The sequence below is a fragment of the Variovorax sp. PvP013 genome, from assembly GCF_050435945.1.
Classification (GTDB): domain Bacteria; phylum Pseudomonadota; class Gammaproteobacteria; order Burkholderiales; family Burkholderiaceae_C; genus Variovorax.
Genome location: NZ_JBNDLF010000003.1, coordinates 281554 through 303237, shown reverse-complemented (window position 1 = coordinate 303237; position 21684 = coordinate 281554). Strand labels below are relative to the sequence as shown.

The following is a 21684-nucleotide window of genomic DNA, read 5'->3' as shown; positions in this document are numbered from 1 at the left end:
CGTCCCTACTTCTGGATCGCCGCCTGCGCCACGGCCAGGGCGGTCATGTTGACCAGCCGGCGCACCGTCGCCGAGGGCGTCAGCACGTGCGCCGAGCGCGAGGCGCCCAGCAGGATCGGGCCGACCGTGACGCCGTTGCCGCCGGTGATCTTGAGCACGTTGAACAGGATGTTCGCGGCGTCGAGGTTGGGGCAGATCAGCAGGTTGGCCGAGCCCGTGAGCGTGGTCTCGGGCAGCGCGTGGCGGCGCACGTCCTCCGACAGGGCCGAGTCGCCGTGCATCTCGCCGTCGCACTCGACGTCCGGGGCGAGCTCCATGAACAGCTCGCGCGCGCGGCGCATCTTGCGCGCCGAGGCGCGCTCGGACGAGCCGAAGTTCGAGTGCGACAGGAAGGCGACCTTGGGCGGCAGGCCGAAGCGGCGCACCTCCTCGGCGGCCATCACGGCGATGTGGGCCAGCAGCTCGGCGCTCGGGTCCTCGTGCACGTTGGTGTCGGCGATGAACAGCGTGTGGTTGGTCAGCGTCAGCGCGTTGAGGGTGGCGAAGCCGGGGCCGCCTTCCTTGGCGCCGAGCAGCTGGTCGAGGATCTTCAGGTGGCTGTCGAAGCGCCCGACCAGGCCGCAGATCATGGCGTCGGCGTCGCCCAGCTGCACCATCAGCGAGGCGATGGTGGTGTTGGAGCGCCGCACCATCGCCTTGGAGGCCTCGGGCGAGATGCCGCGCCGGCCCATGGTGCGGTGGTAGGCCTCCCAGTACTGGCGGAAGCGCGTGTCGTTCTCGGGGTCGACGATCTCGTAGTCCTCGCCCAGGCGCAGGCGCAGGCCGGCCTTCTTGATGCGCGCCTCGATCACCGAGGGCCGCCCGATCAGGATCGGCCGCGCCAGGCCTTCGTCGATGGCCAGCTGCGCCGCGCGCAGCACGCGGTCGTCCTCGCCCTCGGCGTAGGCCACGCGCTTGGCGGTGGCGACCTTGGCCGCGGCGAACACCGGGCGCATGAACATGCCGGTCTGGTAGACGAAGCGGGTGAGCTGCTGGCGGTAGGCCTCCAGGTCCTCGATCGGGCGCGCCGCCACGCCCGAGGCCTGCGCCGCCTTGGCCACGGCCGGGGCGATGCGCAGGATCAGGCGCGAGTCGAAGGGCTTGGGGATCAGGTAGTCGGGGCCGAAGGACAGCTCCTGGCCCTCGTAGGCGGTGGCGACCTCCTCGCTGATGTCGGCCTTGGTCAGATCGGCGATCTCGCGCACGCAGGCGAGCTTCATCTCCTCGGTGATCTTGCTGGCGCCGCAGTCGAGCGCGCCGCGGAAGATGTAGGGGAAGCACAGGACGTTGTTGACCTGGTTGGGGTAGTCCGAGCGGCCGGTGGCGATGATGCAGTCCGGACGCACGGCCTTGGCCAGCTCGGGGCGGATCTCGGGCTCGGGATTGGCCAGCGCCAGGATGATGGGCTGCGTGCCCATCGTCTTGACCATGTCGGCCGTCAGCACGCCGGGAGCCGAGCAGCCGAGGAACACGTCGGCCTGGTCGACCACGTCGGCCAGCGTGCGCGCGCCCGTGTCGGGCTGCGCGAAGCGGGCCTTGGACTCGTCGAAGCCGCCGGCGCGGCCTTCGTAGATCAGGCCCTTGGAATCGACGGCGTAGATGTTGGCGGGCTTGGCGCCCAGGCCGACCATCACGTCCAGGCAGGCCAGCGCGGCGGCGCCGGCGCCGGAGACGGCGATCTTCACGTCCTCGATCTTCTTGCCCACCAGCTCCAGTCCGTTGAGCAGGGCGGCCGCCGAGATGATGGCCGTGCCGTGCTGGTCGTCGTGGAAGACGGGGATGTTCATGCGCTCGCGCAGCTTCTTCTCGATGTAGAAGCACTCGGGCGCCTTGATGTCCTCGAGGTTGATGCCGCCGAGCGTGGGCTCCAGCGCCGCGATGATGTCGACCAGCTTGTCGGGGTCGTTCTCGGCCAGCTCGATGTCGAAGACGTCGATGCCGGCGAACTTCTTGAACAGGCAGCCCTTGCCCTCCATCACCGGCTTGGCGGCCAGCGGGCCGATGTTGCCCAGGCCCAGCACGGCGGTGCCGTTGGTGACCACGCCCACGAGGTTGCCGCGCGAGGTGTACTCGGCCGCCATGGCCGGATCGGCCTCGATGTCCAGGCACGGGTAGGCGACGCCGGGCGAGTAGGCCAGCGACAGGTCGCGCTGGTTGACCAGGGGCTTGGTCGGAGTGATGGAGATCTTGCCGCGCACCGGATTGCGGTGGTAGTCGCGGGCGGCATCGCGCAAGGCTTCTTCTGCGGGGGAGAGGGGAGCGGACATGGGGGGAAAGTCTCCTGGTTCAAACGACGAAAACGTCACGGAGGCTACTCCAAAACAGGGACTTTTCGTCTAATGGGAAGCACGGGCTCGCCCCAGGTCTTTCGCCATCCCAGGCCGGCCACCGTGTCGCCGCGCGGCCTGTACTCGCAGCCGATCCAGCCGTCGTAGCCGAGCGCGTCGATGTGTCGCAGCAGCCACGGAAAGTTGATCTCGCCGGTGCCGGGTTCGCCGCGCCCGGGGTTGTCGGCCAGCTGGATGTGGCCGATGCGGCCGATGTGCGCGGACAGCGTGGCGCCGAGCTCGCCCTCCATGCGCTGCGCGTGGTAGATGTCGTACTGCAGCCGCAGGTCGGGCGAGCCCACCTCGTCCATCAGCGCGAGCGCCTGCGCGGTCGTCGTCAGCGCGAAGCCGGGGATGTCGAAATGGTTGACCGGCTCCACCAGCAATCCGATGCCCGCGGCCCGCAGCCGGGGCGCGGCGAAGCGCAGGTTGTCCACCAGCGTGCGCCGGGCGTCCGCCGCGCTCGCGCCCTCGGGCACGCGGCCGGCCAGGCAGTTGACCCGCGGGCAGCCCAGCGCCAGGGCGTGGTCGATGGCCTGGTCGACGCCGGCGCGGAACTCGCCGACGCGATCCGGGTGGCAGGCGATGCCGCGCTCGCCGTCCTCCCAGCGGCCGGCGGGCAGGTTGTGCAGCACCTGCACGAGGCCGTTGGCGCGCAGGGCGGCGGCGAGTTCGGGCTTCGGGAAGGCATAGGGGAAGAGGTATTCCACCGCCTCGAAGCCGGCCGCGGCGGCGGCCTCGAAGCGCTGCATGAACGGCAGCTCGGTGAACAGCATGGAGAGGTTGGCGGCGAAGCGGGGCATGGCGCGGGGCTCCTGGGCGACGTGGCCGGTCAGCTCGGCATGGCCGCGGCGAGCGCGGTGGGGGCGTCGGCGATCGACTCGGCCAGCGGCTCGAACTCGTGGATGGCGTCGATCTCGGTGCCCATGGCGATGTTGGTCACGCGCTCGAGCATCACCTCGATCACCACCGGCACGCGGTGCTGCGCCATCAGCCGCTCGGCCTGCTCCAGCGCCGGCCGCATCTCCTCCTGGCGGTGCACGCGGATCGCCTTGCAGCCCAGGCCCTCGACCACCTTGACGTGGTCGACGCCGTAACCCGCCTCGATGCCGGCGTCCGGGCCGGCGTTGACGTTGTCGAAGCCCAGCTGCACGCAGTAGTCCATGTCGAAGCCGCGCTGGCTCTGGCGGATCAGCCCGAGGTAGCTGTTGTTCACCACCACGTGCAGGAAGGGCAGCTTGAACTGCGCGCCCACGGCCAGCTCCTCGACCATGAACTGGAAGTCGTAGTCGCCCGAGAGCGCGACGATGCGCCGCGTCGGGTCGGCCGCGCGCACGCCCAGCGCGGCCGGCAGCGTCCAGCCCAGCGGGCCGGCCTGGCCGCAGTTGATCCAGTGGCGCGGCCGGTAGACGTGCAGGAACTGCGCCGCCGCGATCTGCGACAGGCCGATGGTGCTGACGTAGCAGGTCTCGGGGCCGAAGTGCGCGTTGAGGCACTGGTAGACGCGCTGCGGCTTCATCGGCGCGTCGGCGAAGTGCGTCTTGCGCAGCATCGTGCGCTTGCGCTCGCGGCATTCGCCCGACCAGGCGGCGCGGTCCTTCAGCCGGCCCTCGGCCTTCATCGCCTCGGCCACCTCGACGAACAAGGCCAGCGCCGCCTTCGCGTCCGAGACGATGCCGAAGTCGGGCGTGAAGACGCGGCCGATCTGCGTCGGCTCGATGTCGACGTGGACGAAGGTGCGGCCCCTGGTGTAGACGTCGACCGAGCCGGTGTGGCGGTTGGCCCAGCGGTTGCCGATGCCCAGCACGAAGTCCGAGGCCAGCATCGTCGCGTTGCCGTAGCGGTGGCTGGTCTGCAGGCCGCACATGCCGGCCATGAGCGGGTGGTCGTCGGGGATCGCGCCCCAGCCCATCAGGGTCGGGATCACCGGCACGCCGGTGGCCTCGGCGAAGCGCACCAGCAGCTCGCTCGCGTCGGCGTTGATCACGCCGCCGCCGGCCACGATCAGCGGGCGCTCGGCGGCGTCCAGCATCGCCAGGGCCTTCTCGACCTGGGCGCGCGTGGCGGCGGGTCGGTAGGGCACGAGCGGCGCGTAGGCGTCGATGTCGAACTCGATGGTCGCCATCTGCACGTCGAAGGGCAGGTCGATCAGCACCGGCCCCGGCCGGCCCGAGCGCATCAGGTGGAAGGCCTGCTGGAACACCTGCGGCACCTGGCCGGGCTCGCGCACCGTGACCGCCCACTTGGTCACCGGCCGCGCGATCGACTCGATGTCGACGGCCTGGAAGTCCTCCTTGTACAGCCGCGCGCGCGGTGCCTGCCCGGTGATGCACAGGATCGGGATCGAGTCGGCCGAGGCCGAATAGAGCCCGGTGATCATGTCCGTGCCCGCCGGCCCCGAGGTGCCGATGCACACGCCGATGTTGCCGGCCATCGCGCGCGTGTAGCCCTCGGCCATGTGCGAGGCGCCCTCGACGTGGCGCGCCAGGATGTGGGCGATGCCGCCGTGCCGGCGCAGTGCGGCGTAGAGCGGGTTGATGGCGGCCCCGGGCACGCCGAAGGCCTGGGTCACGCCTTCCTTCTCCATCACCCGCACGGCGGCCTCGATGGCGGTCATCTTCGTCATGTGAACGTCTCCTTGTGTTCGGGTGTCGATGGAGCGACTCTAGGAACGGGGGCCGTCGGCCGGAAGACGGCGCCGCGCCATAAAAGCTATTCCGCCGGGGAATGACCGGAGGCGGATCCATGGCTAGCATCCGGTCCATGGACCGACTGCAGGCGATGGCGATGTTCGTGCGCGTGGTGGAGACCGGCAGCTTCTCCCGGGCGGCGCGCGAGTTCAACACCACCCAGCCCACCGTGACCAAGCAGGTCGCGGCCATGGAGGCGCGCCTGGGGGTGCGGCTGCTCCACCGCAACACGCGCGGCGTCAGCCCGACCGAGGCGGGCGCGCGCTACTGCGAGCGGTGCAAGGCCGTCGTGCGCGACGCCGAGGAGGCCGAGCAGGCCGCGCGGTCGCAGCCCTCGGCCATGGAGGGGCTGCTGCGCATCGGCACCTCGGTCGCCTTCGGCCGCCGCGTGGTGGTGCCGCTGGCGCTCGAGTTCATGGCGGCGCATCCGCAAGTGCGGCTGGACCTGAGCTTCGAGGACCGCTACGTCGACCTCGTCGCGCAGGGCATCGACGTGGCGATCCGCATGGGCCGGCTGGCCGACTCCTCGCTCGGCGCGCGCTTCCTGGGCCTGAACCCGTGGACGGTGGTGGCCGCGCCCGGCTACTTGGCGCGCCACGGCACGCCCCGGCGCGCCGCCGACCTGAGCGCGCACGTGGCGATCATCTACAGCAGCGTGGTGGGCGACGACGTCTGGCACCTGCGCTCGCCCCGGGGCGAGCCGGTGGACGTGCCGGTGGCCGCGCGGCTGCGCTCGAACAACGTCTCGGCCGTGCTGGCGGCGGTGCGCGACGGCCTGGGGCTGGCGATGATGCCGCGCTACGTGGCGGCGGAATCGCTGGCCGCGGGCCGGGTGGTGGAGGTGCTGGCCGACCACGCCCTGGCCGCCCAGGAGATCCACGCCGTCTTCCCCTCGCCCCGGTTGGTGGGCGGCAAGGTCGCGGGGTTCGTGGCCTTCCTGCAGGGGCGCTTCGGCGATCGCTGGTGGGAGGCCCGGGCGCCCGAGCCGTCGGACGCCTCGGAGACGCCGGCGGCCTGAGGGCCGCGCGCCGGCCGCCTCAGATCATCGCCAGCGGCGTCTTGCGCTGCGGCCGCGGGTGCAGCCGGTCGATCGCGGCGATGTCCTCGGCCGACAGCGCGATCGACGCCGCCGCCAGGTTCTCGCGCAGGTGCGCTTCCCGCACGGCCTTCGGGATCGCGACCACCCCGGGCTCGGCCAGCAGCCGGGCCAGCGCCAGCTGCGCCGCCGTCGCGCCGCGCGCCTCGGCCAAGGCGGCCAGGGCGCGGTCCGACGCCAGCGCGCCCTGGTCGATCGGGCTGTAGGCCATCAGGGCCTGGCCGCGCGCGCGCAGCCACGGCGCGAGGCTGAATTCCGGCCCGCGCTCGGCGATCGAGTAGTAGACCTGGTCGGTCGCGCAGCGGTCGCCGCCGGGCACCTCGGCGAGTTCGGCCATGTCGTCGGTGTCGAAGTTGCTCACGCCCCAGGCGCCCGTGAGGCCGTCGGCCACCAGCGACTCCAGGGCGGCCACGGTGTCGGCCAGCCGGTGCGGCCCGCGCCAGTGCAGCAGGTAGAGGTCGACGCGCGCCAGCCCCAGGCGCGCCAGGCTCCGGGCGCAGGCCTGCGCCGTGCCCCGCCGGCTGGCGTTGTGGGGCAGCACCTTGCTCACCACGTAGAGCGAGTCGCGCCGCACCTCGCCGGCGTCGATCGCCTCGGCGATGGCCCGGCCGACGACCTCCTCGGCGCCGCCGTCGCCGTACATCTCGGCCGTGTCGATCAGCCGGTAGCCCATGCGCAGGGCAGCGCGCACGGCGGCCACCTCGGCGGCGCGGCGGGCCGGGTCCTCGCCCAGCCGCCAGGTGCCCAGGCCGAGCACGGGCATCGCCGGTCCCGCCGGCAGGTCGAGGGTCCTCGGGGTGTTCGCATCGCTTGTCATGCGTCGGATGATGCGCCGCGCACGGTACTTGCTCGAGTCGGCCGACGCCCCGGGAATACCCTCTGCGTCCGTCGCGACCGTCTTGCCTACATTACTTGCATGCAAGTTTGAGCGATGTTGCATGCAACCTTGCAACCCCAGGAGCTTCCCATGCCCCGCTTCGCCAAGTCCCTCTTCGGTCAGGTCGTCATCGCGCTGGTGCTCGGCGTGCTGGCCGGCCTGCTCGTGCCCGACCTCGCCGTCAAGCTCAAGCCGCTGGGCGACGGCTTCATCAAGCTGATCAAGATGATCATCCCGGTGCTGGTGTTCTGCGTCGTGGTGCACGGCATCGCCGGCGCGGGCGACCTCAAGCGCGTGGGCCGGGTCGGCGTCAAGGCGCTGATCTACTTCGAGGTGCTCACCACCCTCGCGCTGGTGCTGGGCCTGGTGCTGGCCTTCGTCTTCAAGCCGGGCGTGGGCATGAACGTCGACCCGCGCATGCTGGACGCGAGCGCCATGAGCGCCTACGCCTCCAACGCCGAGAAGCTCACCAGCGGCGGCACGGTCGACTTCCTGATGAAGCTCATCCCCACGACGGTGGTCAACGCCTTCGCCACCGGGGACGTGCTGCAGGTGCTGCTGTTCGCGGTGCTGTTCGGCTGCGCGCTGGCGCTGCTGGGCGAGCACGGCAAGCCGGTGGCGCAGGTGGTGGACTCGCTCTCGCTGGTGCTGTTCAAGATCATGGGCATCATCATCAAGCTCGCCCCGCTGGGCGTGCTGGGCGCCATCGCCTTCACGGTGGGCCGCTACGGCATCGGTTCGCTCAAGCAGCTGGGCATGCTGGTGGCGCTGTTCTACGGCGCGGTGCTGATCTTCGTCTTCGGCGTGCTGGGCCTGGTGATGCGGATGTCGGGCTTCAGCCTGGTCAAGCTGCTGCGCTACCTGCGCGAGGAGCTCACCATCGTCTTCGCCACCACCTCGTCGGACAGCGTGCTGCCGCAGATCATGGCCAAGCTGCGCCGCATGGGCATCCGCGACTCGACCGTCGGCCTGGTGATCCCGACGGGCTACTCGTTCAACCTCGACGCCTTCTCCATCTACATCACGCTGGCGGCGGTGTTCATCGCGCAGGCCACCAACACGCCGATCTCGATGTCGGACCTGCTGGCGATCCTGGCGATCGCGCTGGTCACCTCCAAGGGCGCGCACGGCGTGCCGGGCTCGGCCATCGTGGTGCTGGCCGCGACGCTGCAGGCGATTCCGGCCATCCCCGCGATCGGGCTGGTGCTGGTGCTGTCGGTGGACTGGTTCATGGGCATCGCCCGCGCCCTGGGCAACCTGATCGGCAACTGCGTCGCCACGGTGGCCGTCGCCGCCTGGGAGGGCGACATCGACCGCGAGCGCGCCCATGCCGTGCTCGACGGCACCTGGACGCCCGACGACGCGCCGCTGGCCGACGCGCCCGTCGACGCGACGACCCCCGCCACCGCGCGCCATGCCTGAGGCGGGCGCCGCCATGGACGAGGTCTCGCCCACCGTCATCGCCGAGCGCGTGGTCGAGGCGATCCTGGCGCAGAAGCTCGCGCCGGGCGAGCGCCTGGGCGAGCAGGCGCTGGCCGGCAACTTCGGCGTCAGCCGCACCATGGTGCGCGAGGCGCTGATGAAGCTGCAGGCGCGCGGCTTCGTCGAGGTCCAGAGCAAGCGCGGCTGGTACGTGGTGCAGCCCTCGGCCGAGGAGGCGCGCGACGCCTTCGCGGCGCGGCGCATCGTCGAGGCCGGCATCCTGGCCGAGGCCGGGCGGCCGCTGCAGGCCGTCACGCGCCGCCTGCGCCGGCACATCGCCGACGAGCAGCGCGCCATCGACGACGCCGACGCCGCCACGCGCGCCTTCCTGCTGGCCGACTTCCACGTCTGCCTGGCCGAGCAGATGGGCCACCGCCTGCTGGTCGACGTGCTGCGCGACCTGACCGCGCGCACCACGCTGGCGGCCACGCTCTACCAGTCGCGCCACGACGCCGGGCAGTCGTGCGCCGAGCACGGCGCCATCGTCGACGCGTTGGAGGCGGGCGACACGGCGCGCGCTCGCGCGCTGATGCTGGCGCACATCGGCAACGTCGAGCAGGCGCTGGAGGTCGAGCCGATGGCGCCCGAGCCCGATGCGCCGGCCCGCCTGCGCGCGACGCTGGCGCCGCTGGGCGTTGCGCGGCCACCACGGCCGATGCCGGATGGCGCCAAGTCCGGCCCCTGACGTACACGGACGCGCCCCGGGGCTGGACTACATTGCGACACCTATGAATTCCCCCCAACTCCAGCGCGGCGTCTTCTTCGCCCTGCTCGCCATCGTCACGGTCGCCTTCATCTGGATCCTGATGCCCTTCTTCGGTGCCGTGCTGTGGGGGGTGGCGCTGGCGATCCTGTTCACGCCGCTGTACCGCTGGTTGCTGCGCAAGTTCCCGCGCCGCAAGAACACCGCCGCGCTCTCGACGCTGGCGATCTGCTTGGTGATCGTGATCCTGCCGCTGGCCATGATCGGCGTGTCGCTGGTGCAGCAGGTGCTCGTGGTGGCGCAGGACATCCGCACGGGGCAGATCAACTTCGCCGCCTACTTCCAGCAGATCCTGGGCGCGTTGCCGCGCTGGGTCATGAACATCCTGGAGCGCTTCGACCTGACCAACATGGCCTCGCTGGAATCGCGCATCACCGCCGGCGCCGCACAGGGCAGCCAGATCGTCGCCGGCCAGGCGTTGACCATCGGGCAGAACACCTTCGACTTCTTCGTCAGCTTCTTCGTGATGCTGTACCTGCTGTACTTCCTGCTGCGCGACGGCCCGGTGCTGTCGAAGACCGTGCGCGACGCGCTGCCGCTGGCCAAGCCGCACACGCACTACCTGCTCAACAAGTTCACCACCGTGATCCGCGCCACCATCAAGGGCAACGTGGCCGTGGCGATCGCGCAGGGCACGCTCGGCGGGCTGGCGTTCTGGTTCCTGGGCGTGCAGGGCGCGCTGCTGTGGGCGGTGCTGATGGCCTTCCTGTCGCTGCTGCCGGCGGTGGGCGCGGCGCTCATCTGGGGTCCGGTGGCGGTCTACTTCCTGGCCACGGGACGCATCTGGCAGGGCCTGGTGCTGATCTTCGTGGGCGTCTTCGTCATCGGCCTGGTCGACAACATCCTGCGCCCGATCCTGGTGGGCAAGGACACGCAGATGCCCGACTACATCGTGCTGATGTCGACCATCGGCGGCATGGCGCTGTTCGGCATCAACGGCTTCGTGATCGGCCCGGTCATCGCCGCGCTGTTCATGGCGGCCTGGAGCCTGTTCGCCAATTCCGGCGACATCGGCGACCGGCACGACGAGAAGGGCACGCCGATCTGAGATCGGCCGGCCCCGCCCGCGCCGCGCGGGCGCCTCAGGTGCGCCTGGCGCCGCGCATCATCGCGACGTAGATCAGGGCGCCGGCGACCGCGCCGATGACCCAGCCGAAGTTGTTCTCCGGCAGCACCTTGAGCAGCTGGGTGCACAGCTCCCAGCCGATCGAGATCGCGCTGGCGAGGACGAGGGCCGTCACGCCCACCCTGTTCCAGCCGCCGTCGTAGTGGTAGCGCCCGCCCGGGGCCATGGTGTAGAGGTCCTCGACCTTCAGGACCTGCTTCTTGAGCAGGTAGAAGTCCGCCACCATGACGCCGAAGAGCGGCGCCAGCACGGCGCCGAACACGCTCACGAAGACCGTGATCGCCTTCGGGCTGTCGACGAAGATCCACGGGCACACCGCCACCGCCAGCACCGAGGTGATGAGGCCGCCGCGCTTGAAGTCGACGTGCTTCGGGAACAGGTTGGCGAAGTCGTAGGCCGGCGAGACGAAGTTGGCGACGATGTTGATGCCCATCGTGGCGACGATGAAGGTCACGCTGCCCAGCACCACGGCCCACTTGTTGTCGATCTTCGAGACGATCTCGATCGGGTCCATGATCATGTGGCCGAACACCTTGGCGCTGCCGGCGGTGACGATCACCACGATGATCGCGAACAGGATGAAGTTGACCGGCAGGCCCAGGAAGTTGCCGACCTTCATGTCGCGCTCGGTGCGGGCGTAGCGCGAGAAGTCGCCGAAATTCAGCAGTAGCGCGGCGAAGTAGCTCACCACCAGCAAGATGGCGCTGCCCATGGCGACGAAGGACTCGCCGCCGGTGAGCACCTTGTCGCTCAGCGACAGGTCCAGCGAGTCCCAGCCCGCCTTCCAGACGATCCAGCCGGCCAGCAGGAACATCACCACGTAGACCGCCGGACCGCAGAAGTCGATGAACTTGCGGATCGAGTCCATGCCGCGCTGGAAGATCAGCAGCTGGAAGATCCACATGAACATGAAGCTCGCCCAGCCCAGCAGGTCCAGCCGCAGGAAGCTGGTCGACTGCAGCGCCGCGGCGGCCGGGAAGAACACCAGCACCAGCGTGGCCACGGCCTTGGAGGCGAAGTAGGTCTGCACGCCGTACCAGACCACGCCGACGATGCCGCGGATGAGCGCGGCGAAGTTCGCGCCCATCACGCCCATGCTCACGCGCGCCATCACGGGGTAGGGGATGCCGTGCCGCTGGCTGGGCTTGCCGATCCAGTTCATCAGCACGTTGACGATGGCGATGCCCACCACCAGCGCGGCGAGCACCTGCCAGCCGCTCAGGCCCAGCAGGAACAGGCTGGCCGCGAAGGTGTAGCCGCCCACGCTGTGGATGTCGGACATCCACATCGCGAAGATGCTGTAGCTCGACCAGTTCTTGCGCTCGCCCGTGACGGGCGCGAGGTCGTGGTTGATGAGGCGCTCGTCCGAGCCGGGAACGCCGTGGAGGCCGGTGGATTGCATGGGCGGTGTCTCCTGTCTGTTGTCGTGGATCTCGGGGAGACGGCGCTCAGTGCGCCTCGGCCTGCTTGGCCGCGGCGATGACGGCGGCCTCGTCGTGCTTCGCGCCGTTGAGGAACAGGTTGAGCAGCACCGCCGTGATGGAGGCGAGCAGGATGCCCGACTCGATCAGCGAGTGCAGCGCGTGCGGCATCCACTGCTTGAAGTTGGGCGCGATCAGCGGAATCATGCCGATGCCGATCGACACCGCGACGATCATCGGGTTGTGGCGGTTGCCCTTGAAGTCCACGCCCGAGAGGATGCGGATGCCCGTGGCCGCCACCATGCCGAACATCACCAGGCCCGCGCCGCCGAGCACCACGGTGGGCAGCGACTCGATCAGCGCCGCCATCTTCGGCAGCAGGCCCAGCACGATCAGGATCACGCCGCCGGCCACGCAGACGTAGCGGCTCTTGACGCCGGTGACGGCCACCAGGCCGACGTTCTGCGAGAAGCTGGTGTAGGGGAAGGTGTTGAAGATGCCGCCGATCAGCGTGCCCAGGCCGTCGGTGCGCAGGCCCTTGGCGAGGTCCTTCTGGTCGATCTTCCGCTCGGTCATCTCGCCCAGCGCCAGGAACATGCCGGTCGACTCGATCATCACCACGATCATGATCAACGTCATCGTCAGGATGAGCACCGCGTCGAATTGCGGCATGCCGAAGTGGAAGGGCAGCACGACGTCGAACCACGGCGCGCGGCCGACCTTCTCGTAGGTCATGATGCCCATCGCCGAGGCCACCACCGCGCCGATGGCGATGCCCAGCAGCACCGAGATGTTGGCCACGAAGCCCTTGGCGTACTTCACGATCAGCAGGATCGACACCAGCACGACGGCCGCCACGCCGAAGCCCGTGAGGTCGGCGTAGCGCGGGTTGGGCACCGTCGGCAGGATGGCGAAGCCCTTGGGCACCGGCGGCAGCGCGCTGCCCGGGGAGGTCACGTCGGCCAGCCACTTGGCGTAGACCGGGTCGACGATGGCCGGCGCGGTCGGGCCGAAGGGGTTGCCGAAGATCCAGTTGATGCCCACGCGCATCAGGCTGATGCCGATGACCGCGATGATCGTGCCGGTCACCACCGGCGGGAAGAAGCGCAGCATCTTGCTCACCAGCGGCGCGATCGCGATCGAGATCACCCCCGCGCCGATGATCGATCCGAAGAGCAGTTGCGCCCCGGCGACGCCGGGGTTGGCGTTGGCGATCGCCACCATCGGCGCCACCGAGGCGAAGGTCACGCCCATCATCACCGGCAGCTTGATGCCGAACCACTGCGTCGCGCCGAGCGACTGGATCAGCGTGGCGATGCCGCAGCAGAACAGGTCGGCCGAGATCAGCAGCGCCACCTCGTCCGGACTCAGGCGCAGCGCGCGCCCGACGATCAGCGGCACCGCCACCGCGCCGGCGTACATCACCAGCACGTGCTGCAGGCCCAGGGCGGTGAGCCGCCCCATGGGCAGGCGCTGGTCCACGGGATGGACGGAGGAGGAGGAAGCGGCCGCGGCGGACGAGGCGGCGGCGGGAAGAGAGGACATCACGTGGCTCCTGAGGAAGGACGACGGTGGCGATCGCGGCGGGCCATGGCGTGCGACACCCGCTTTGTACGCGAAACTGTATACAAAACATGCGCCCGCACGCATCGAGGAAAACGCTTAGTCGGCGATCGCTTCGGTGGGACGGAAGCCGCGTTGCAAGTTGCGCGCCAAATGGAAACGGCGCCGAAGCGCCGTTTGTCAGGGTGCCGATCCGGACGTGACTATCGGAGCAGGTCCGCCAGCGTGCGAGCGACGACCTTCGTCGCCCGGCGCAGGTCCTCCAGCACCAGGCGCTCGTCGGCGCGCTTGGCGTGCGACTCCAGCACGGTGCGCGGGCCGGCGCCGTAGATCACGCCGGGGATGCCGGCCTCGCCGTAGAGCCGCACGTCGGTGTAGAGCGGAGTGCCCATGGCGGGAATCGGCTCGCCGAAGATCGCCTCGCCGTGCTTTTGGATGGCGTCGACCAATGGCTGGTTGCCGGCCAGGGGCTTCATCGAATTGGCCAGCAACAGGCGCTTGATCTCGACCGTGATGCCCGCGAGCGGCGCGGCGGCGTCGGCGATGACCTGGCGGATGGCGGCCTCGACCTCGACCGGGTTCTCCTCCGGGATCATGCGCCGGTCGAGCTTGAACACCACCTTGCCGGGCACGACGTTGGTGTTGGTGCCGCCCTCGATGCGCCCGACGTTGAGGTAGGGGTGCGTGATGCCGGCGACGGCCGAGCGGACCTGCTTGTAGCGCGTGTTCTGCGCGTAGAGCGCGTTCAGGATCCCGACGGCGCCCTGCAGCGCGTCGACGCCGGTGTCGGGGATGGCGGCGTGGGCCATCTTTCCGTGCACCGTCACCTCCATCTGCAGGCAGCCGTTGTGCGCCGTCACCACCTCGTAGCTGAAGCCGGCGGCGATCATCAGGTCGGGCTTCGTCAGGCCCTGGGCCAGCAGCCAGCCCGGACCGAGCAGGCCGCCGAACTCCTCGTCGTAGGTGAAGTGCAGTTCGACGGCGCCCTTCGACGGCTTCGCCACCGCCTCCAGCGCGCGCAGGGCGAAGGTGAAGCTGGCGAAGTCGCTCTTGCTGACGGCGGCGGCGCGGGCGTAGAGCCGGCCGTCCTCGATCTCGCCGCCATAGGGGTCGTGGGTCCAGCCCTCGCCGGGCGGCACCACGTCGCCGTGGGCGTTGAGCGCCACCGTCCGACCGCCGTCGCCGTAGCGGCGGCGCACGATCAGGTTGGTGATCGATTCGAGGCCGTAGTCGCGCACGGCCTGCTCGGGCACGGCGTGGCGCTCGGCGTCGAGGCCGAAGCCGGCGAGCAGTTCGGCGGTGCGCTCGGCGTGCGGCGCGTTGTTGCCCGGCGGCGTGTCGGTCGGCACGCGCACCAGCTCCTGCAGGAAGCGCACCTCCTCGTCGAAATGGGCGTCGATCCAGGCGTCGAGGCGGTCGTGGTCGGTCATGGGCAGCGGTCCGGAGAGATCGGAAGGGATCGGAGAAGGAAGGGAGGAAGGGGAAGGGCGGGGTCAGGCCGACGGCGAGGGGGCGGTGGCCACGGCCACGTCCTGCGCCAGGCCTTCCAGCAGGTGCTGGAAGGCGCGCACCGAGAGGTCGATGTCGGCCGCCGTGCTCGATTCGAGCGGGTTGTGGCTGATGCCCGAGTTGATGCCGCGCACGAACAGCATCGCCTGCGGCATCACCTCGTGCAGCTTCATGGCGTCGTGGCCGGCGCCGCTGGGCATGCGGTGCACCGGCAGGCCGAGCGATTCGACCGCCCGCTCCCAGCGCCGCTGCCATTCGGGCGCGCTCGGCGCGGCGGAAGCGCGCATGGTCTCCTCCAGCGTGTGGCGCACGAAGCGGCGCTCGCAGATGGCGGCCAGCGCGGCCAGCACGTCGGCGGCGACGGCGTCGCGCTGCGCGTCGTTGGGCGCGCGGATGTCCAGGCTGAAGCGGCACAGGCCGGGCACGACGTTGATCGAGCCGTTGGGCACCTCCAGCATGCCCACGGTGGCGACCGAGTCGCCGTCGCGCGCGGCGCGCTGCTCGGCGAACAGGATGAGTTCGGCCACCGCGGCGGCGGCATCGCGGCGCCGGTCCATCGGCGTGGTACCGGCGTGGCTGGCCATGCCGTGGACCTCGCCGACGTAGCGCACGCTGCCGTTGATCGACGACACCACGCCCAGGGGCAGGTCGAGCTCGGTCAGCACCGGGCCCTGCTCGATGTGCACCTCGACGAAGCCGAGGTAGCGCGCCGGGTCGCGCCGGATGGCGGGGATGTCGGCCTCGTCCAGCCCGGCGTGGCGCATCGCCTCGCGCATGGTCACGCCGTCGGCGTCCTTCTGGTCGAGCCAGGCCGGGTCGAAATGCCCGATCAGCGCGCCCGATCCCAGGAAGGTCGCCTTGTAGCGCTGTCCTTCCTCTTCCGCGAAGCCGACCACCTCGATGGCGAAGGGCAGGCGCCGGCCCTGGCGGTGCAGTTCGCGCACGCAGACCATGGGCACGAAGATGCCCAGCCGGCCGTCGTACTTGCCGCCGTTGCGCACGGTGTCGTAGTGGGAGCCGGTCAGGAGCGCCCTGGCGCCCGGCGTGGCGGCCTCGTAGCGGCCGACCACGTTGCCCACGGCGTCGATGCCGACCGAATCGAAGCCGCAGTCGCGCATGCCCCGGGCGATCTGCGCGGCGCAGGCGCGGTGCGCGTCGGTGAGGTAGGTGACGGTGAGCTGGCCGAGTTCGGCGTAGCCCGGGTCGGTGTGCGCGGCCAGTTGCTCCTGCCAGTCCCAGACCTCGTCGCCGAGCGTGGTCCGGGCGCCGAACTTGTCGTGCAGGCGGATCTCGGCGATGCGGTGGATGTTGCGCAGGGCCTCGCCGCGCTCGAAGGACGGGTGGTGGTGCAGCCGGCGCTCGAAGGTCTGGACGATCTCCTGCTTGGCGAGGCCGGTGCCGCGCGGCCCGCGCACGGCGAGGATGAAGGGGAAGCCGAACTTCTCGCCGTAGGCGGCGTTGAGTTCGCGGATGTGCGCCAGTTCTTCCGGCGTGCATTGGGTGAGGCCGGCCTTGCCCTGCTCGTTCGTCGATTCGGCGGTGAGCGCGCCGCGCTCCATCGCCTTGCCGGCGAGTTCCGGGTGGGCGCGGATGAGGAACAGCTGGCGCTCGGCCGGCGCCGCGTCGACCGCCCGCGCCAGCGCGTGCTTGAGGTGCTGCAGCGAGCGGAACGGCCGCTCGGCCAGGGCCGCCTCCGCCACCCAGGGCGAATGCTCGTAGGTGCCGTCGAGCAGCGCGACGGCCGCCTCGGGCGTGGCGGCGTTGAGGGCGTCGAGGGTCAGCGGCGCGCGGGAAGCGGCCGACGTCGAGGTCGGTGCGGTGGTCATGGTCTCAGGCTCCTGTGTCGTCGGCACGAAAGGGATGCGTCGCCCGCCAGTGCCGCGCGATGTCCACGCGCCGGCACACCCACACGTCCGGATGGGCGGCGATGTGGTCGAGGAAGCGCTGCAGCGCCGTGATGCGGCCGGGCCGGCCGAGCAGGCGGCAGTGCATGCCCACGCTCATCATCTTGGGCCGGTCGTCGCCCGCGGGGTCGCCTTCGGCGTAGAGGGCGTCGAAGGTGTCCTTCAGGTACTGGAAGAACGGGTCGGCGTGCGAGTAGCCCTGGGGCAGCGCGAAGCGCATGTCGTTGCAGTCGAGCGTGTAGGGCACGATCAGCTGCGGCACCACCTCGCCGTCGCTCTTGGCGACGCGCATCCAGAAGGGCAGGTCGTCGCCGTAGTAGTCGCTGTCGTATTCGAAGCCGCCCCAGTCGGCCACCAGGCGGCGCGTGCGCGGGCTGTCGCGGCCGGTGTACCAGCCGAGGGCGCGCCGGCCGGTGAGCTTCTCGATGGCGGCCATGCCCAGCGCCATGTGCGCGCGCTCGGTCGCCTCGTCGATGGCCTGGTAGTGGATCCAGCGCCAGCCGTGGCAGGCGATCTCGTGGCCGAGCTCGACGAAGGCGGCGGTGAGCTCGGGATGGCGCTCCAGCGCCATGCCGACGCCGAACACCGTCAGCGGCAGGCCGCGCTTCTCGAACTCGCGCAGCAGGCGCCACACGCCGGCGCGCGAGCCGTACTCGTAGATGCCTTCCATGCTGATGTGGCGCTCGGGATAGCTCGCCGGATTGAACATCTCCGAGAGGAACTGCTCCGAGCCGGCGTCGCCGTGCAGCACGCTGTTCTCGCCGCCTTCCTCGTAGTTCAGGACGAACTGCACCGCGATGCGCGCGCCGCCGGGCCAGCGCGCGTGCGGCGGATTGCGGCCGTAGCCGACCAGGTCGCGGGGGTAGGGGAGCGTCGAGTCGTAGACGGGCATGGCGGTGAAAAACGCAGGACAGGAGGGATGGATCAGGCGAGCGCCAGTGCCACGTCGTGCGTGGGCACCTTGCGGTCGAAGGTCAGGCTGGCCTCGACGTGGTCGAGGTGCTCGCTCATCAGGCGCACGGCCAGGTCCTCGTCCCGGGCGGCGAGGGCGCGCACGATGTCGGCGTGTTCGTCGTTGGAATGCGCGGCGGCGCTCGGGCTCTGGTACATGAGCGTGATGAGGGCGCAGCGCGAGATCAGCTCGCCGAGCATCTGCGCCAGCACGCGGTTGCCGATCAGCTCGGCCATGCGCACGTGGAAGTCGCCCAGCAGCTCGGTGCGGCCGGTGGCGTCGCCGGCGGCGACGGCCGCCTTCTCGGCGGCGACGTGCTCGCGCAGGGCCTTCAGGCGCGCCGGGGTCACGCCGCGCACGAAGCTGCGCGTCATCTCGACCTCCAGCATCCGGCGCACCGCGAACACCTCGCGCGCCTCGTCCACCGAGGGCGAGGCGACGAAGGCGCCGCGCGCGGGTTCGAGCCGGATCAGCCGGTTCTGCGACAGCTGGAACAGGGCCTGCCGCACCAGCGTGCGGGAGACGCCGAAGTGGTCGGCCAGCTTCTGCTCGGCGAGCTTGCTGCCCGGATGCAGCCGGTGCTCGACGATGGCCCGGGTCAGGGCGTCGACGATGGCGGCGGTGGTGGAGGACTCCATGACATCCATGATAGGCGGCAACGAGGAATGTGTATACACTTTTGTCCACCGGAATTACCAGGAGCTTTCCATGGGCCTCAGCACCCACGTCCTCGACACGATGCACGGCGCGCCCGCCGCCGGCATGTCGGTCGCGCTCTTCACCACGCGGGGCGACGAGGCGACGCTCGTCCGGCGCTTCGTCCTCAACGCAGACGGCCGCAGCGACGGCCCGCTCTACGACAACCAGACGCTCCAGGTCGGCACCTACCGGCTGGTGTTCGACGTCGCCGCGTACTTCAGGTCGCGCAACGTCGCGCTGCCCGAGCCCAACTTCCTCGACCGCGTGTCGCTCGACTTCGGCGTCGCGCGCACCGACGAGCACTACCACGTGCCGCTGCTGGTGAGCCCGTGGAGCTACTCGACCTACCGCGGTTCCTGAGCGCGCCTTGCAAGCTTCGCGCCCGCCGCCCGTGCTACAGCTGCCCCTCGGTCAACGTGTCGAGCTGGAAATGACCTCCCTTGTCCCACAGCCAGGTGTCCGTCCACGTGACCCGGCCCAGGCGGGCCGCCGCCGGGAAGGGCGAGGCCTCCAGCACGGTGCGCTCGATCTCGGCGATGACCTCCGGCGCGTGCTTCGGTGCCCGCATCCAGTGCATCGAGAGCACCTTGCCGTTGGCGTCGAGATTCACCTGCAGCGTGCCGATCGCGTAGAGCAGCGCGGGCAGCTTGCCGCCGTAGATGCGTTCGCGGTTGCCGTCGTAGACGTGGCGGGCGGCGTCGCGGCGGTAGTCGCGCGCATTGGCGGCGTCGGAGGCACGCGGCATCGGCGAGCGGCCGGGCGTCGGCTCGGGCGTGGCGTCGGTGAGCTGGCCGGGCACGGGCCGCGTGATCGGGGCCGTCGGGCTGCCGGCGCAGCCGGCGAGCCACAGTGTGGCGAGGAGGGCGCCGGCCAGGGCGAGGCGGCGCGGCGCGAGCGGGAGGTGGGTCATCGGCGCGGTTATACCGTGCGGGTCGACGGTGGGCGCAACCGGAGGTTTCGGTGCGCCCGCGCCATCCCGGCGGGCGCGCGACGCCCCGGCCGGAGCGCCGCATGACGTCGATGCTCGACCTGCTGCTGCAGCGCCTGCGCGTCGAGGACGGTGTGCTGGTGCGCATCGACGCCACCCAGGGCTCGGTGCCGCGCGAGACCGGCACCTGGATGGCGGTCTGGGCCGACGGCACGCTGACCGGCACCATCGGCGGCGGCCACCTCGAATTCCAGGCCGCGCGCGCCGCGCGCGACTGGCTCGGCGGCGGGCCGGCCATCGAAGGGCCGCAACGCCACGCGCTCGGCCCGGCCCTGGGCCAGTGCTGCGGCGGCGTCGTGGTGCTGTCCTACCGGCGGGTCGGCGTGGCCGACGCGCCGGCGCTGCGCGACGCGTTCGTCGAGCGCCTGAGCCCGGTGGCGCTGTTCGGCGGCGGCCACGTCGGCGCGGCATTGGCCCGGCTGCTGGCCACGCTGCCGTTCGCGGTGCGCTGGATCGACAGCCGCGAGGGCGTCTTCGCGCCCGCGCTCCCGGCGCAGATCGCCACCGAGCATTCCGAGCCCGTGCAGGACGCCGTCGCCGGTCTGGCGCCGGGCTCGCGCGTGCTGGTCATGAGCTTCAGCCACGCCGAGGACCTCGACATCGTGATCGCCTGCCTGAAGCGCCTGCGCGCGCGCGACGACCTGCCCTACGTCGGCCTGATCGGCAGCCGGACGAAATGGGCCACCTTCCGCCACCGCCTGGCCGCGCGCGGCTTCACCGAGGCCGAGATGGACCGCGTCACCTGCCCCATCGGCCTGCCCGGCATCGCCGGCAAGGAGCCCGAGGTGATCGCGGTGGGCGTGGCGGCACAGTTGTTGCAGTCGCTCGGCCCGCGCGGCTGAGGAGTTTCCCGGAGACCCGCACCCACCCACCGACACCCGTGTTTACACTCCCGACCCCACGCCGCAGCGGAGCGAGGCCCCCAGAGCCTGCGTTCGCGGCATTCTTTCTGCTTACAGCGCCCGCAGTGGTGAGCAGGCACCGACCGTCCGGCGCAGCCACGCGCCGGCACGGCTGAGAGAGAAAGAAGAAAGCCATGGAAAGCTATTACCTCGACTGGGCCAACCTGCTGCTGCGCTGGGTCCACGTCATCACCGCCATCGCCTGGATCGGCGCCTCGTTCTACTTCGTGATGCTGGACAACAGCCTGGAGAAGCCGCAGGACCCCGAGTCGCTCGACAAGGGCGTGGGCGGCGAGCAGTGGGCCGTGCACGGCGGCGGCTTCTACAACATGCAGAAGTACGCCCTGGCGCCCAAGAAGCTGCCCGACCACCTGCACTGGTCGTACTGGGAGAGCTACTCGACGTGGATCACCGGCTTCTCGCTGTTCACCATGTCCTACCTGTGGAACGCGAGCACCTACCTCATCGACAAGTCGAAGATGGACTGGCAGCCCGGCGCGGCCATCTCGGTGGCGCTGGCCTTCTTCGTCGTCTTCTGGATCGTCTACGACGGCATCTGCCAGGTCTTCGGCCGGCGCAAGAACGGCGACACCATCGTCGGCGTGCTGATCGCGATCTTCATCGCCTTCGCGACCTGGCTGGCCTGCCAGTGGTTCGCCGGCCGCGCCGCCTTCCTGCTGGTGGGCGCGATGATGGCCACGACCATGAGCGCCAACGTGTTCTTCTGGATCATCCCCGGCCAGCGCGAGAACGTGGCCCTGCTGCGCGAGGGCAAGCCGGTCAACCCGATCCACGGCCAGCGCGGCAAGCAGCGCAGCGTGCACAACACCTACTTCACGCTGCCGGTGCTCTTCGCCATGCTGAGCAACCACTACAGCTTCACCTACACCCACAAGTACAACTGGGTGGTGCTGCTGCTGATCATGCTCGGCGGCGCGGCCATCCGGCAGTTCTTCGTCGTGCGCCATCGCTTCAAGCTGGGCAACGCGGGCAACCCGCTGCCCTACGCGATGGTCGGCGTCGCGGTGCTGGGCCTGACCATCGTCTGGATGCGGCCCGAGCCGGTGGCCGCCCCGGCGCCGGGCGCGGCGGTGCAGCAGGTGTCCTTCGGCGAGGTGCAGAAGGTGCTGGAGCAGCGCTGCTACATGTGCCACGGCGCGGCCGTGCAGATGAAGAACGTGCGCCTGGACACGCCCGACCAGGTCGCCCTGCACGCCCAGGCCGTCTACCAGCAGTCGGTGGTGACGAAGATCATGCCGATGAACAACGCCACCGGCATCACGGACGCGGAGCGGGCGCTGATCGGCAAGTGGTTCCTGGCCGGCGGAAAAACGCAATGACCCCCA

18 protein-coding genes are annotated in these 21684 nt (G+C 70.4%); 7 read left to right on the top strand and 11 right to left on the bottom strand.

What is annotated here, in order from left to right:
• Positions 1 to 5: 5 nt before the first annotated feature.
• Genes ABID77_RS11770 through gcl form a run of 3 tightly spaced genes read right to left on the bottom strand, consistent with a single transcriptional unit; the run spans position 6 to position 4992 of the window.
• Entirely contained in the window at positions 6 to 2306 is a 2301-nt protein-coding gene (locus tag ABID77_RS11770; protein WP_429595547.1) for an NADP-dependent malic enzyme, read from the bottom strand.
• Between the two features lie 44 nt (positions 2307 to 2350).
• On the bottom strand, positions 2351 to 3169 hold the full coding sequence (hyi, locus tag ABID77_RS11765; RefSeq protein ID WP_429595544.1) for a hydroxypyruvate isomerase: 819 nt from the start codon (positions 3167 to 3169) through the stop codon (positions 2351 to 2353).
• Positions 3170 to 3198: 29 nt separating this feature from the next.
• Positions 3199 to 4992 (bottom strand): glyoxylate carboligase, encoded by a 1794-nt coding sequence (gene gcl / locus ABID77_RS11760; RefSeq protein ID WP_429595541.1) that lies wholly within the window; start codon positions 4990 to 4992, stop codon positions 3199 to 3201.
• A 137-nt stretch (positions 4993 to 5129) separates the two neighbouring features.
• Between gcl and ABID77_RS11755 the strand changes: the two genes are divergently transcribed.
• Positions 5130 to 6074: a LysR family transcriptional regulator gene (locus ABID77_RS11755; protein WP_429595538.1), complete on the top strand. Its 945-nt coding sequence runs from the start codon at positions 5130 to 5132 to the stop codon at positions 6072 to 6074.
• 19 nt (positions 6075 to 6093) lie between these two features.
• On the opposite strand, the gene ABID77_RS11750 is transcribed toward ABID77_RS11755, so the two are convergent.
• A complete protein-coding gene (locus tag ABID77_RS11750; protein ID WP_429595535.1) occupies positions 6094 to 6969 on the bottom strand; it encodes an aldo/keto reductase in 876 nt (291 codons plus the stop codon).
• Positions 6970 to 7119: 150 nt separating this feature from the next.
• Here ABID77_RS11750 and ABID77_RS11745 point away from each other — a divergent pair, with 150 nt between their 5' ends.
• From ABID77_RS11745 to ABID77_RS11735, 3 genes are read left to right on the top strand one after another with little or no spacing between them, the layout of a single operon-like run.
• Positions 7120 to 8451, top strand: a complete 1332-nt coding sequence (locus ABID77_RS11745; RefSeq protein WP_429595533.1) for a C4-dicarboxylate transporter DctA — start codon at positions 7120 to 7122, stop codon at positions 8449 to 8451.
• A gap of 13 nt (positions 8452 to 8464) precedes the next feature.
• The gene (locus tag ABID77_RS11740) at positions 8465 to 9196 is read left to right on the top strand and encodes a GntR family transcriptional regulator (RefSeq protein WP_429596138.1); all 732 of its coding nucleotides are present in this window, start codon (positions 8465 to 8467) and stop codon (positions 9194 to 9196) included.
• A gap of 43 nt (positions 9197 to 9239) precedes the next feature.
• Complete coding sequence (locus ABID77_RS11735; protein ID WP_429595530.1) at positions 9240 to 10322, top strand: AI-2E family transporter; 1083 nt, start codon at positions 9240 to 9242, stop codon at positions 10320 to 10322.
• Positions 10323 to 10356: 34 nt separating this feature from the next.
• Here ABID77_RS11735 and ABID77_RS11730 read toward each other — a convergent pair whose 3' ends face one another.
• The 6 genes from ABID77_RS11730 to ABID77_RS11705 form a co-directional block, all read right to left on the bottom strand.
• A complete protein-coding gene (locus ABID77_RS11730; protein WP_429595527.1) occupies positions 10357 to 11802 on the bottom strand; it encodes an NCS1 family nucleobase:cation symporter-1 in 1446 nt (481 codons plus the stop codon).
• Positions 11803 to 11848: 46 nt separating this feature from the next.
• The gene (locus tag ABID77_RS11725; RefSeq protein WP_429595524.1) at positions 11849 to 13366 is read right to left on the bottom strand and encodes a nucleobase:cation symporter-2 family protein; all 1518 of its coding nucleotides are present in this window, start codon (positions 13364 to 13366) and stop codon (positions 11849 to 11851) included.
• A 221-nt stretch (positions 13367 to 13587) separates the two neighbouring features.
• Positions 13588 to 14814, bottom strand: a complete 1227-nt coding sequence (locus tag ABID77_RS11720) for a M20 family metallopeptidase (protein ID WP_429595521.1) — start codon at positions 14812 to 14814, stop codon at positions 13588 to 13590.
• A 63-nt stretch (positions 14815 to 14877) separates the two neighbouring features.
• On the bottom strand, positions 14878 to 16719 hold the full coding sequence (gene uraD, locus ABID77_RS11715; RefSeq protein ID WP_429595518.1) for a 2-oxo-4-hydroxy-4-carboxy-5-ureidoimidazoline decarboxylase: 1842 nt from the start codon (positions 16717 to 16719) through the stop codon (positions 14878 to 14880).
• A gap of 4 nt (positions 16720 to 16723) precedes the next feature.
• Positions 16724 to 17689: an allantoinase PuuE gene (gene puuE / locus ABID77_RS11710; RefSeq protein WP_429595515.1), complete on the bottom strand. Its 966-nt coding sequence runs from the start codon at positions 17687 to 17689 to the stop codon at positions 16724 to 16726.
• A gap of 32 nt (positions 17690 to 17721) precedes the next feature.
• Positions 17722 to 18396, bottom strand: a complete 675-nt coding sequence (locus tag ABID77_RS11705; protein WP_429595512.1) for a GntR family transcriptional regulator — start codon at positions 18394 to 18396, stop codon at positions 17722 to 17724.
• 61 nt (positions 18397 to 18457) lie between these two features.
• On the opposite strand from ABID77_RS11705, the gene uraH reads away from it, so the two are divergent.
• Positions 18458 to 18808, top strand: a complete 351-nt coding sequence (gene uraH, locus ABID77_RS11700; protein ID WP_429595509.1) for a hydroxyisourate hydrolase — start codon at positions 18458 to 18460, stop codon at positions 18806 to 18808.
• 34 nt (positions 18809 to 18842) lie between these two features.
• Here the strand turns inward: uraH and ABID77_RS11695 are convergent, their stop codons facing one another.
• Positions 18843 to 19358: a hypothetical protein gene (locus ABID77_RS11695; RefSeq protein WP_429595507.1), complete on the bottom strand. Its 516-nt coding sequence runs from the start codon at positions 19356 to 19358 to the stop codon at positions 18843 to 18845.
• 101 nt (positions 19359 to 19459) lie between these two features.
• Here ABID77_RS11695 and xdhC point away from each other — a divergent pair, with 101 nt between their 5' ends.
• Both xdhC and ABID77_RS11685 read left to right on the top strand, forming a co-directional pair.
• Positions 19460 to 20278 carry a xanthine dehydrogenase accessory protein XdhC gene (xdhC, locus tag ABID77_RS11690; RefSeq protein WP_429595504.1) on the top strand — a complete coding sequence of 273 codons (819 nt, stop codon included), beginning with the start codon at positions 19460 to 19462 and terminating at the stop codon, positions 20276 to 20278.
• 194 nt (positions 20279 to 20472) lie between these two features.
• Entirely contained in the window at positions 20473 to 21678 is a 1206-nt protein-coding gene (locus tag ABID77_RS11685) for a urate hydroxylase PuuD (protein ID WP_429595501.1), read from the top strand.
• Positions 21679 to 21684: the final 6 nt, after the last annotated feature.